Raw genomic sequence first — 13545 nt, 5'->3', positions numbered from 1 at the left:
ATTTTTAGCAGTTTCGTTGCTGTGTATAGCGTTTCTGTATATAGCGTCGATTTTATCTGTCGCGCTACTTTTCGATAGGTATAGGGACTAATCCATTTTTTGGATATATGCATTGTTTGCGAACGCTTTTGCTTTCTCACTAATATTACTCCAGTTACTTTCTGCAACTGTTGTATTCGCAAGAGCGCCTATCGCACCAAGCATGGTATCGTCTCTCATGATATCGGCATTATCTTGAGCTTGTTCTAGTGCAACGAGCAGTGAAGTGAAGTCGGCATTCATTTTCTGCCAATTCAGTTTCAGCTTATTAATATGTGGAATCGCATTTTCAATTTGCTGAGAAATTATCTCGATACTCTCCGAAGAGCGATGATAAGAGTTATATATTTTTTGCGTGTAAGTTAACTGCTCTTGAAGCTCTTTTACTTCGTTTTGTAATTCGTTACGAAGTTTGCGTGCTTTTTCTGCTTTATCGCCGTAGACGCCCATAATTGGCCCTGCAACCAGAGGGAACCAAGCATAAGTCACTGCGGTAGAGGCGACCGTAACGTAGTGAGTGTAATCTTTGTTGAGCTGAGTGATACGTGCATTGATGTCATTCACTCGTTGCTGAAGCGCACTGCCATCATCGCTTAGATAACCGTTATGGGTACCTTCCAACACATCTAGCTGCAATTTTTGCGTGTCCAGTGTGGCTGAAAATTCCAATAGATTTCCGCCAACGTCAGACACTTCTTGTTGGTATTTCATGGAAAAGTTCTGCAGGCTTTTTAGGTAAGCAATCGCCATTTTTCTGTTGCGTTCTACTGCTTCTATATCTTCCGGCAGTGGCGAGAATGCTTTGGCCAACATTTCATTCAAAGCATCGCTCAAAGGGGTGAGCATGTAGTCTTTAATTTGTGCGTAATTGGCCAAGCTTAATGAAAGGCCAACGATGCTTGGGTAAAGGTCTTTTTTCCAATAAAAGGCAGTATCGTGAATGTTTGAGTATTGCTCGACCAGTGCTTGAAAATTAGAGAAAGGAATGTCGTTAGGAATACTTAAAGTCGACTTCATACTGGCTTTTGTCACGGGCAGTGCTAAAGCACCTTCGACATAGGCTTGGATCTGATACCACTCTTGCTGTTTGAGAATAAAGTTGTCGGTATCTAAATCAATAAAGACGCCATTCTCACCAATTATCGTATCGTAGGTGACTTGAGGTATGTTTTGTTCAGCTGAAGCTTGGTTAATTTGAACTGGCGCTGCTTGAGAAGTGAAAGCAAAAGAAGAAAGTAGCCCGATTGAAATCGAAGATAGTACGAGTGTTTTAGTGATTTTTTTCATCGTTTAGCCCTGTTAGATTTGTTATTAGCTTTTTACAAAGACAATAATCCCCCTACCATTCGATGGCATTATTTAAATATTTATGAAGGGTTATTGAATAGTTTTATATTGTTATTTTTGTAATTATTTTTTTGTTTTTAAAATTGACCCCTTTAATGTGTTTTTTGTTTTTATAAGATTTGGTCAATCTATAGTAGATTTATAATGAAAAGTTATATTTAGATCACATATTTGGATTCATATTGATTGATTGTTGATCTATTGGATTTAATGATATTTAAGTCACTACTCTTGTGTCTTTTGTCAGGCTAGGTATAGAAAGGCCTCGAGAGGTTTTTATTCTATTCATAAATGCGATAAGTGATAAAAGTATAATTATCCTCATAATTCCCATTATTACTAAATCTGTTGATTAATTTGATGAATATATAAATAGAACGAGCGTTTTAAATTTGATCTGTGCCAGATAATGTTCAAGTTTTATATTAAGGAAAGTTTCTGTTAGTGGCTTTTTATTAGCGAGTGTTTTATTAGTGGAAATTATATTAGATGAAGTTAAATTAGATTCTCTTTAATTAATAACATTGTTTTGGATTTATTAAGGCTGGAATTATTTAAGGAAATAGATGGATACGTAGGTTGAGAGGACATCATGTTCATGGGGTTTTAGAATGTTTGCGATATTTTCGAATCTTTAGGATGTTCTGGGTGTTTGCCCATCAAAACCACTCACTTCTGCTTGAAGTGTTTGATGGGCAAGTGTCTGAGTTAGTTGTTATTCATCGCCAGCTTACCGAGCTTCATGGCGGCAGCATGGTGGCGGTGCATCAGTTGCTCCATGTCTACTCCAATTACTGCTCCATCGTTAACTCGCCATTTTCCGGCTACCATCACTTTATCCGCTTGTTGAGCTCCACAAAGTAGTAGTGCAGCCAGTGGATCGTGGCTGCCAGAGAAACGAATATCATCGAGCTTGAACATCGCGATGTCGGCTTGTTTACCTACTTCTAGCGTACCAATGTCGGTTCTGCCCATTGCGCGTGCCGAGCCTGATGTCGCCCAGCGCAGTGCATCAAAGTGTGAAACATTGGCAGAGCCATATTGCAGGCGTTGTAGATACATCGCCATGCGTACTTCGGCAATCATATTTGAGCCGTCATTAGAGGCAGAACCATCCACGCCTAGCCCGACTTTTACGCCTGCTGCTTCAAGGTCGTTGTTCTTACAAATACCGGAAGCCAACATCATATTGGAAGTAGGGCAGTGGCTGATGCCAATGCCTGCTTTGCCCAATCGTTTGATCTCTTCTGGGTTGAAGTGAATACCATGAGCAAGCCAAGTACGTTCGTTGAGCCAGCCGACATCTTCTAGGTAATCGACAGGGCGTAGACCGAACTTCTCGATACAGAAGTCCTCTTCATCGAGCGTTTCGCATAGGTGAGTGTGCATCATCACGTTTTCACGCTCACTGATCTTAGCGGTCTCTTTCATCAGGTCGGTGGTGACTGAGAACGGCGAACAAGGCGCGAGTGCGATTTGAATCATCGCCCCTTCATCGCGCTGGTGGTAATCGCGAATCAAGCGTTGGCTGTCATCAATGATGGTTTGTTCGGCTTGAATGGTGTGTCGTGGAGGTAGCCCACCTTCATCTTCCCCAAGGCTCATGGAACCGCGCGTGAATATCGCTCTCACGCCAAGTTTCTCTGCGGCCTCGACTTGTAAATCGATGGCGTGCTCTAGCCCGTTTGGCAGCAAGTAATGATGGTCTGACGCTGTGGTACAGCCCGACATCATCAACTCAACCAGAGCTAACTCTGTGGCAAGGCTCATCATCTCTGAGTCGAGATTGGCCCAAACTGGATAGAGGCTTTGTAGCCAATGGAAGAGCTCTTTATTCAGTGCGCCGGGGTAGGCACGCGTTAGGGTTTGATAGAAGTGGTGGTGCGCGTTGATAAGCCCTGGTGTTACAACATGACGAGAAGCGTCGACGCTGTAATCTACGGGCAAGGTTGGCTCTTTGTGTTTGCCAACCAGCTCAATGATTGTATTACCTTTAATGACAATTCCGCCTTCTGCATCAGCTAGTGAGCCAGTGTAGATTGCGAGAGGATTCTTAATCCAGATGGTTTCCATTCATAGTAGTCCTTAGCCATCTCAGCCTTTTCAGGGAAGAGGGTCTTTATTGGTATTTGCTGTTGGAAGATAAATTCGAATCAGGGCGTTAAAACGTTCAATGTTCTAATCATTCCCTGATTCTGTGAAAATCGGTTTTACGTCAGTCAGTGAACCAGTTAGTTCTAGACCGGGTTACTTTGAGACTTAGTTAGTTCCAGACTTAATTAGTTCGAGAGTTAGCTTAGCTAGCTAGTTCGCTTTGGGCTCAGGGTTTTCTGATGTCGCTTGAACGTCTGCTTCTGTACTTGCTTGTTGAATCTCTAATTGGTCGTTTGACTGTAACTCTTCTTCAGCTTGCTCTTTCATTTCTAGCTCAACTTGCGCTTGGCTTTCGGCTAGTGCTTCTTGCTCTTCTGCTCGTGAAGATTTCGGCAACACAAGGTTTAGCAGCACCGTCATGATGGTGCCTGTTGTAATGCCAGAATGAAGAAAGTTCGCAAGGTCATGCGGCAAGTGTTGCAGCAATCTTGGTTCGAAAGTGACGGCTAAGCCAGACGCTAAACCAACACAGATTACCAAGGCATTTCGCTTGGTGTCTGCGGCCTTGATCAACATGCGGATACCCGCGTAGGCAATCATACCGAACATCACAAAACCCACACCACCTAGAACAGGTTTCGGAATCGTGACGGCAATAGCGGCTAATTTCGGGAATAAGCCACCTAAAATTAGCAAACCACCGGTTGCAGCCACAACATAGCGACTTGCTACACCTGTGATACCCACAATGCCGACGTTTTGACTGAACGATGCCAATGGCATTGCCGTTAAAATCGAAGATAAGGTACTACCAAGACCATCGCCCAATAGGCCACGTTTTAAGTCTTTACCGCTGACTTGGGTTTGGCAGTTGTTGCCTAGTGCCATGAAATCACCCGTTGCTTCAGCGATAACCACGATGTACACCAAGCTCATGCTGATGATGGCACTCGCAGAAAAGGTGAAGCCATATTTGAAGGGTTCAGGTCCGCCAACCCAAGCGGCAGAGCTGATTTGCTCAAGGTCGACCATGCCGAGCGATAGCGCCACAATGTAGCCGCCCGCTAAACCAATCACGATGGCCGAAGCGGCAACCGCGCCTTTACAGTAAACCGATACGCCGACCACGATGCCTAGCGATACAAGGGCTAGAAACAGTTTAGGTAGTGTGGCGAATTGTTCTGTGTTGGCAGGAGAGTCTCCGACCCAGTTCATGGCAACTGGTAAAATGGTTAAGCCGATTAAGGTAACCACTACACCACTTACCACGGTTGGGAACAGTTTCCGAACCTTGTCCATATAGAAGCTGGCACCAATCACCACGAACGAGCCGATAAGCGCTGAGCCCATGATCGCGGCGACACCGCCTTCATTGCCGATTGAAATGGCGACGCCCAAAAAGGCAAAGCTCGAACCCATCACAACGGGCAGCCGAATACCAACAGGGCCAAAACCGAGACATTGAGCGACGGTCACAATACCTGACGCCAGCAGCGCAGCATTGATCAGCGAAACGATCTCGGTGTTAGGCAAGCCAATTGACGCGCCGACAATAAGGGGAACAGCGACGATGCCACCAATCGAGGCGAGCATGTGCTGTAATGCGAGTAGGAAGGTTAAGCCGTGAGGCGGTCTTTCATTTAGGGTGTACAGAAGTTTCATTTGATATTCCTCTGCCTGTGTTTCCGTTTACAGGCGATTGGCGGTCAAATAATGACTTCTACAAACTGCGTAGGGTCATAAAAAAGGTGCACTAACCGAGCGGATATTTGTGTGTTCCGCTGATTAGCACAATTAGCTTTTTCTTAAAAATGTTGTTCTAGCATGTGACTTGATAGCTCGGCCTGCGAACAAGCCAAGCGATAGTTACGTTGGGTGATTAACCGATGAACACGAGCTTCGCGACAAAAATAGCCGCTAAGAAGTACATCGAAATCGAGACGTCTTTTGTTTTACCTGTCGCCAGTTTCAGCACTGTGTAGGTAATGAAACCCAGTGCGATACCATTCGCGATAGAGAAGGTCAGAGGCATCATTAACGCTGTAATGGCTGCGGGAGCACCGTTGGTGAAGTCTTTCCAATCAACGTGCTGCATGCTGCTCATCATCACGAACGCTACGTAAATTAACGCGCCAGAGGTTGCGTAAGCTGGGATCATGCCTGCAAGTGGAGATAGGAAAATCGCAGCTAAGAACAACACCCCAACCACAATCGCAGATAGGCCTGTTCGTGCGCCTGCTGCAACGCCCGCTGCACTTTCTACGTAACTGGTTACTGGCGGACAACCCACACACGCACCTGCCACACTTGAGATACTGTCGGCTTTAAGCGCTTTGCTTAGGCCTTCAATTTTTCCCGTTTCAGGGTTAGTTAGGTTTGCACGCTCAGCCACGCCCATCAAAGTACCCGCGGTATCGAACATGTTTACAAAAAGGAAAGCCAAGATAACGCTGATCATTGAAACATCGAGAGCGCCCATAATGTCCATTTTTAGGAACGTAGGCGCTAAGCTTGGTGGCGCCGCGAAGAAGCCGTTGTAATGCACTAAGCCAAGCATCATACCGACGAGCGTTACACTCAAAATACCGATTAACACCGCACCAAATACTTTACGCTCACTAAGAACAGCGATGATCAGGAAAGCGATAGCGGCCAGTAGCGCTTCAGGTTTAGTGAAGTCACCTAGTGACACCAGTGTTGCTGGGTTTTCGACGACGATGCCTGCTGTTTTAAGACCAATTAGGCCTAAGAACAAACCAACGCCCGCAGTCATGGAGTAACGTAAACTCACAGGGATACTTTCAATGATCCATTGGCGGACTTTGTAGAAACTCATCCCGACAAACAAGATACCTGAGATAAACACCGCACCCAGTGCCACTTCCCAGCTGTAGCCCATTTCGCTTACTACCGTGAATGAGAAAAAGGCATTCAAGCCCATGCCCGGCGCAAGGCCGACAGGCCAGTTCGCAAATAACCCCATTAACAAACAACCGATAGCTGCACCAATACAGGTTGCGACGAATACCGCTCCTGCATCCATACCCGATGCGGCCATAATTTGTGGGTTAACGAAGATGATGTAAGCCATGGTTGCGAAGGTGGTGACACCGCCGACCAACTCATTTTTCACACTGCTTCCGTGGGCCTTAATTTTAAAGAGTTTCTCTAAAATTCCGTTATTCGCATCTTGGTTGAGTATTTCTGTTTTACTCTCACTCATGTCAGCAAGTCCTTTTATGTTGTGATCCATTTATTGAATACAGCGAGATTTCAATATTAAGTTTTAAGGTTTTTTCCTAGCCGCTATTTCTTTAGCTATCAGTTGATTAGTCATCAACTTCTAACTAATAACGTTATTAGTATTTTTATATGAGCGTGTTTAATGAGCGCGCATCATTTTAGATGCACGCACTAATCTGCTTAATATTTGTCGGTGAGCCTAGTTAGAAGTTCTAGGTCACGAGACTAACTGCCCCGATAGGTTGAGAAACTGTAAGGCGAGACGAGAAGAGGAACGTGATAATGCGCTTCTGGATCATCTAGACCAAAGCGAATAACAACATCGTCTAGGAAAGGCACGCCATCCAATTCCACGCCTTTACTTCTGTAGTAATCGGCTACGTAAAACACCAATTGATATTTCCCCGGTCGGAAATCATTCCCTGCCAGAATCGGCGCATCGGTTCGGCCATCGGAGTTAGTGATTACCGTCGCCAGCTTTTCTGTTGAGTCTTCATTGACCTTATAAAGCTCTACCTTGATCTCTGCACCCGGTAAGCCGTGAGTTGTGTCTAATACGTGTGTTGTTAATCTTCCCATAGTCCTTTAATAGCGCTTTTGGCGCTCCTCTGTTCCGTGGTTTATCTGTCTGTTTCGACCTTGCAAAGAATGCAACTGGTCACTTTGTTATCACTAACTATGTACGAACTGTACACAATTAGTAAAGTGAATTGTTGGAAAAATGTTAACCATTGTGTCGTTTTTCTGACTTTATAGATCTTGATTATCGTTTTTTGGTGAGTTTTGGTTTTATTAAGTTGTTGTTTTTAATTGGTAATGGTGCGTAAATTTAACTTGAATAACAAAGTCTTTACATTGAGATAAATAATTGTATACAATAAATGTACAGGGGTAAGGTTGCTCTGTTTATCGAGAATCCATTTGGTTGAATCATTTGGTGACTTACTTAAAGAGCGGCTAAGCCAACCACTTATGTTAGGAGTACTTGGATGAATAAGGATTATTCAAGAAATTTGATCGGTTACGGAGCTAACCCTCCAAACCCTCAATGGCCAGGTAATGCGCGCGTCGCGGTTTCTTTTGTATTGAACTATGAAGAGGGCGGTGAGCGTTGTTTGTTACATGGAGACGACGAGTCTGAAGCTTTTCTTTCAGAGATCCCGTCAGCACAGCCGATCAAAGGCGAACGTCACATGAGCATGGAATCCATCTATGAATATGGCAGCCGTGCGGGTGTATGGCGTGTTCTTCGCTTGTTCGATGAATATGAAATCCCATTGACCGTCTTTGCGGTCGCAATGGCGATTGAGCGTCACCCAGACGTAGCCAAAGCCATGGTCGAAGCGGGGCACGAAATCTGTAGTCACGGTTATCGCTGGATAGACTATCAATACATTGATGAGTCAGAAGAGCGCGACCACATGACCAAAGCGATCGAGATCATCCAACAAGTGACGGGTCAACGCCCACAAGGTTGGTACACAGGTCGAACTGGGCCAAATACGCGTCGCTTGGTTGCAGAAGAGGGCGGTTTTCTTTACGACTCAGATGCCTATGATGATGACCTGCCTTATTGGCACACCGAGACTGGTCATCCGCAATTGGTGATCCCTTATACACTCGATGTGAACGACATGCGTTTTTCAACAGCGCAAGGCTTTAACTCTGGTGAGCAGTTCTTCCAATATCTGAAAGACACGTTTGATACCCTTTATATGGAAGGCGAAACCGCACCGAAAATGATGTCGGTTGGGCTGCATTGTCGTCTGATTGGTCGCCCCGGTCGTATTGCTGCATTAAGACGTTTCTTAGATTACGTAAAACAGCACGACAGCGTGTGGTTATGTCGTCGAATCGATATCGCCAACCACTGGCACCAACATCATCCATATCAACCAAATAACGCTAATCATCAACAGCAAAAGTAGCAGTGAAGCAAGGAGGCTTAATGTGACTGAATTTCGATCATGCCAACCAACAACCATGGACCGCGATACCTTTGTCGCTCACTTTGTTGATGTCTACGAACACAGCCCGTGGGTTGCAGAAGTGGTGTATGACCAAGGTTTGAATGCCGAAGACGACCATATCGAGAATCTTCATCTGAAAATGGCATCGACCTTGTTAAGTGCAGACCAAGGCAAACAGTTGGCTTTGATCAACGCTCACCCGGATTTAGCCGGTCGAGCCGCAGTAAACGGCGAACTCACCGAGTCGTCGACCAAAGAACAAGCGGGGGCGGGCATCGACCAGTGCAACGCCGAAGAATTTGAAAAATTCACTTCTTACAACAACAGCTACAAAAGTCGCTTCAATTTCCCTTTTATCATGGCGGTGAAGGGAGCCAATCGTTACCAAATTCTTGAGTCGTTCGAGATGCGATTAGGAAATGATAGTGAAACTGAGTTTGCTACGGCGATTCAAGAGATCAACAAGATCGCGATGTTTCGTCTCTGGGATATGTAAGTTAACGGAGTTAACAGCTATCTCAGCCCAGTCTTAGTGCGCTAAGAACTTGATTTATCAAAGCCTTATTGAATAAAGCATAAGCCACTGAGTTCTCATTTTATTATTACTTGATTAATTGGATAGGATTACACGGACATGACCCAAACATTTGAACAATACATAAACCTTGCAGACGAAAAACTCGGCGCAGAAGCTACCTTCGCAACAGACGATTTTTTCGCAGATAAAAGCCGTCTTCTCAGCCACGCAGCGCCAGAGTGGAAAGACGACTTATACGACGATAACGGCAAGTGGATGGACGGTTGGGAAAGCAGACGTAAACGTGGTGAAGGTTACGACTACTGTGTCGTTCGCCTTGGCCTAGCTGGCACTATTGCTGGCGTTGATATTGATACCTCATTCTTCACAGGTAACTTCCCACCTTCGGCATCAATTGACGCGTGTTATTCACCACAAGGTGAGCCAACAGACGCAACAGAGTGGCAAGAAATTCTGCCTTCAATGGCACTACAAGGTGATCATCATCATCTTGAAGCGATTGAAAGTGACCAAGTATTTACGCACCTACGTTTGAATATCTATCCAGACGGCGGTGTCGCTCGCTTACGTGTTTATGGCCGACCAAGTGTGGATTGGGAAGCAATTGATTCTCTGCAACAAGTCGACCTAGCATCGGTTGAACACGGTGGCCGAGCATTGGCATGTAGCGATGAGCACTATGGAAACAAAGCCAACATCTTAGGTCCTGGCCGCGGTGAAAACATGGGTGACGGTTGGGAAACAGCGCGTCGTCGTACACCGGGTAACGACTGGGTAATTGTGGCATTAGGCCACCCAGGTAACATCGAACGTATCGTTGTTGATACGGCTCACTTCAAAGGTAACTACCCTGACAGCTGCTCAATTCAAGCCGCTTACGTGAAAGGTGGTACCGACGACCAAGTCGAAACACAAAGCCTATTCTGGCGTGAACTGTTGCCTGCACAAAAGCTGCAAGCGCACGAGATTCACGAATTCATTTCTGAGGTAAACGACCTTGGTGCGATTACCCACGTACGTGCAAACATATTCCCAGATGGTGGTATCAGCCGTTTGCGTCTATTTGGTACGAAGGCGAAATAGGTAAGGAAATCAGATATGAGTAATGGAATACGTCGTTTATCCATCGAACCGTTAACCAAGCAGGCTTTTGCAGAGTTTGGCGATGTTATCGAGTCCGATAATAGTGATTTCTTCATGATCAACAGTGGATCAACACGTCGCTACCACAAGCTAGCGACAACGGATGTGCAAGACCAAGACGGAGAAGCGATCATCAGCATCTTCCAAGCCACACCGTTGAGCTACCCACTGACCATCAAAATGTTAGAGCGTCATCCACTTGGCTCTCAGGCATTCATTCCATTACTTGGTCAACCCTATTTAATTGTTGTTGCGCCAAAAGGCGACGATCCAACATTAGCCAATAGCCGAGCTTTCTTGAGCAACGGCCGTCAAGGAGTGAACTATCACAAAGGGGTGTGGCATCACCCAGTTCTCGCCCTCACCGATCAAGACCAGTTCTTGATCGTCGATAGAGGCGGCGAAGGGCATAACTGTGATGAAGTTTATTTCGACAGCGACCGAGTGGTATTGCATTTGGACGATCTGCCAACGGACGACAATAAGGAAGAGCAACGCTTAGCTAAAGCGTTGTGATACAGGAGTTTATTATGGATCCGCATATTACAGAATGGTTGAATCTAGCAATACGCTGGGCTCACATGATTGTTGGTGTTGCGTGGATAGGCGCATCATTTTACTTTGTTTGGTTAGAGAACAACCTTAACCGAGTAAACCCAAAAACGGGCCTTTCAGGTGACTTATGGGCAATTCACGGCGGTGGTATTTATCATCTAGAGAAGTACAAACTTGCGCCACCAGAGATGCCAGAGCACCTGCACTGGTTCAAATGGGAAGCTTACTTCACGTGGATCACCGGTGTGTGTCTACTGGGTGTGGTTTACTACCTCAACGCTGAGATCTACCTGATTGCACCGGGCTCTGGCCTTGATTCAACAACGGCAATCGCGATTGGTATTGGTTCATTCGTTGCCGGTTGGTTTATCTACGACTTACTGTGTGACTCACCATTAGGTAAAACACCCGTACTGCTTGGCGTTGTGCTGTTTGTATTGCTCGTTGCTGCGACCTATGGTCTAACCCAAGTGTTCAGTGGTCGTGGTGCTTACATCCACGTTGGTGCGATCATTGGTACCATCATGGTGGGTAACGTATTCCGCGTTATCATGCCTGCGCAGCGTAACTTGGTGAAAGCGATTGAAGAGAAGCGCGAACCGGATCCGGCATTGCCAGCGAAAGGTCTACTGCGTTCTCGTCACAACAACTACATGACCCTGCCAGTGCTGTTCATCATGATCAGTAACCACTTCCCAAGTACTTATGGCTCGGAATACAACTGGCTGATTCTTGCTGGGCTAGCGATCTTCAGTATCTTGGTGCGTCACTACTTCAACACACGTCATGGTAGCCAAAAGTTTGCATGGACAGTGCCAGTAGCTGCATTGGGTATGATTACGCTCGCGTTTGTGACCTCACCTTATGCGAAAAAGCAGATGACTCCGGTTGTACAAGCGCCAGTGGTTCAAGAAGTGCAAGTCAGCGCGACGGAATCGACGACAGAAGAGCTTGCTGAAAACGGCACAGCTTCAACTTCGGCTAGTTCTCAAGCTGCACCAGCAGACCACGCAATGCAAACTGATAGCGCAGGCGTAAGCTTTGAGACCATTAATAAAGTCATTCAAGAGCGCTGTTCTGTGTGTCACTCATCAACCCCAAGCCACGCCGCTTTTGCTGCTGCGCCAGCCGGTGTGATGTTTGATACCCCAGAAGAGATTAAAGCCAATGTACCAAGGATTGTTGCTCAAACGGTAACAACCAAGGTGATGCCGCTCGGCAACATGACTCAAATGACCGACGAAGAACGCGCACTCATCGGCACATGGGTAGAGCAAGGCGCTACGCTTCAATAATGATGTGAATCCTTTACCTAAGAGCATGAGTCTTAGGTGAGGCTTGGGGAGAGTTTGGTTTCGGGCACGCGCCAAACTCATCCCACCCTGTTTCCCCGGTTCCTATAACCGGGGCTTTTTGTTTTTGGACAAAGGGGACGCAGATTTATCATTCAGTTGGTGACTCTATGTGCGTACCTGGCTTACAATTGTTATATATGGCTTTAGATGTGCGTAAAGGCTCGTTTTTCGGCTCGAAAGTTGTTAACTGGTCACCATATTTGACTAATCCATTACTTACAGGTAGTCTTTATGTCATAGCAAATTTGCAATGGATGAACGGAGGAGTTCACTATGGAAAAATACCTTCTTAAAGGCGATGATCAAGGTTTAGACTTTTTAGAGTAGATTATTGCAAATGAAAAAAATTCTGATGATAAACGCCAGCTTCTTAGCTGGCGTTCTTGTATGTAGTCTAGTTTATGTCGGTGTTCCGGCAATTGTCGATAGTAAAAACTTTCCTTTAGCTTCTGCTTTGGCAATTATTGTTTCGGCATCAATAGCTCTTTCTTCTGCATTTTTTACAGTTAGTGACGGCAATAAACGAACGCGCGAAAAAAACACGATTGACGTTATAGGCAAAGGTCAGGGGCAGATTGGGCCTGAATACCTTTTTATTAAACGTTACTTAAAAGATAATGAGAATCAAGAAAGCGAAGCGTTAAAGTACTTGGCGAACAACAATATTGAGTTCAAAGAGATGCAACCAATTTTGAGTAAACTCAATGAACTTGAGCACTTGTGTGAGGGGATGTTCAAAGGTTTTTATGATAAAGATATTATCCTGAATACTAGAGGAACTGCGATCATACGCATTTGGGAACGATTAGAACCATATATGCTTGAACGTAGATGTATTCAAAACTCAAAAACAGAAACTCATTTATCTTTTAGTCAGAAAGACGAAAACAAACCTTTTTTCTGGCTTGAATCTGCATATACATTATTTATCTCAGATGAACGACCAAAGAAAGAAATGAGGTTATTAATCGTTGCAAATGTTTTACTACTTCTTCCCTGTCTTCCTGCATTGATTTCGATTATAAAGGTTATTTTGAATTCACCAACTGATTAGTTAGTCAAGGCGTCATAGCTAACTTGACGCTATTTCTACTTTCTTTTGATCTCTATTTCTGATCTGGCTGTTCTGTGACGTATCGGTTTAATGTAGCTATGAATATTGCATTTAATCGAAGTCGGCGGTGTAACTTGTATGCCAAATTGACTGAACATAGCTGTCTCATTGGAGTGACCCCTTTTTTGTAATCATTGCATACAGTGA

The 13545-nt window shown here is 45.1% G+C and carries 11 protein-coding genes; 6 read left to right on the top strand and 5 right to left on the bottom strand.

Going from position 1 to position 13545, the window contains the following annotated elements; all coding sequences use genetic code 11:
- Positions 1–87: 87 nt before the first annotated feature.
- The 5 genes from AACT19_RS15915 to uraH form a co-directional block, all read right to left on the bottom strand.
- Positions 88–1326, bottom strand: coding sequence for an alpha-xenorhabdolysin family binary toxin subunit A (locus tag AACT19_RS15915; RefSeq protein WP_076647282.1), 1239 nt, complete (start codon positions 1324–1326; stop codon positions 88–90).
- A gap of 768 nt (positions 1327–2094) precedes the next feature.
- Positions 2095–3459: an 8-oxoguanine deaminase gene (locus tag AACT19_RS15910; protein WP_076647279.1), complete on the bottom strand. Its 1365-nt coding sequence runs from the start codon at positions 3457–3459 to the stop codon at positions 2095–2097.
- Positions 3460–3690: 231 nt separating this feature from the next.
- The gene (locus AACT19_RS15905; protein WP_076647276.1) at positions 3691–5142 is read right to left on the bottom strand and encodes a nucleobase:cation symporter-2 family protein; all 1452 of its coding nucleotides are present in this window, start codon (positions 5140–5142) and stop codon (positions 3691–3693) included.
- Between the two features lie 217 nt (positions 5143–5359).
- Positions 5360–6703 (bottom strand): NCS2 family permease, encoded by a 1344-nt coding sequence (locus AACT19_RS15900; RefSeq protein ID WP_017061593.1) that lies wholly within the window; start codon positions 6701–6703, stop codon positions 5360–5362.
- Positions 6704–6948: 245 nt separating this feature from the next.
- On the bottom strand, positions 6949–7302 hold the full coding sequence (uraH, locus tag AACT19_RS15895) for a hydroxyisourate hydrolase (protein ID WP_017083063.1): 354 nt from the start codon (positions 7300–7302) through the stop codon (positions 6949–6951).
- A gap of 410 nt (positions 7303–7712) precedes the next feature.
- On the opposite strand from uraH, the gene puuE reads away from it, so the two are divergent.
- From puuE to AACT19_RS15865, 6 genes are all read left to right on the top strand, one after another.
- Complete coding sequence (puuE, locus tag AACT19_RS15890; protein WP_017083064.1) at positions 7713–8651, top strand: allantoinase PuuE; 939 nt, start codon at positions 7713–7715, stop codon at positions 8649–8651.
- Positions 8652–8673: 22 nt separating this feature from the next.
- A complete protein-coding gene (gene uraD, locus AACT19_RS15885) occupies positions 8674–9189 on the top strand; it encodes a 2-oxo-4-hydroxy-4-carboxy-5-ureidoimidazoline decarboxylase (RefSeq protein ID WP_076647273.1) in 516 nt (171 codons plus the stop codon).
- A gap of 138 nt (positions 9190–9327) precedes the next feature.
- A complete protein-coding gene (gene alc, locus AACT19_RS15880) occupies positions 9328–10314 on the top strand; it encodes an allantoicase (protein ID WP_076647270.1) in 987 nt (328 codons plus the stop codon).
- Positions 10315–10329: 15 nt separating this feature from the next.
- Positions 10330–10890, top strand: a complete 561-nt coding sequence (locus AACT19_RS15875; protein ID WP_076647267.1) for an ureidoglycolate lyase — start codon at positions 10330–10332, stop codon at positions 10888–10890.
- A gap of 14 nt (positions 10891–10904) precedes the next feature.
- On the top strand, positions 10905–12224 hold the full coding sequence (locus AACT19_RS15870; protein ID WP_076647264.1) for a urate hydroxylase PuuD: 1320 nt from the start codon (positions 10905–10907) through the stop codon (positions 12222–12224).
- A 397-nt stretch (positions 12225–12621) separates the two neighbouring features.
- The gene (locus AACT19_RS15865) at positions 12622–13338 is read left to right on the top strand and encodes a DUF4760 domain-containing protein (protein ID WP_076647261.1); all 717 of its coding nucleotides are present in this window, start codon (positions 12622–12624) and stop codon (positions 13336–13338) included.
- Positions 13339–13545 lie beyond the last annotated feature (207 nt).

The organism is Vibrio sp. 10N.222.47.A9 (assembly GCF_963872585.1).
GTDB classification, from domain to species: domain Bacteria; phylum Pseudomonadota; class Gammaproteobacteria; order Enterobacterales; family Vibrionaceae; genus Vibrio; species Vibrio splendidus.
Note: the sequence above shows the minus strand (reverse complement) of the source record. Positions and strands in the feature narration are given on the sequence as shown.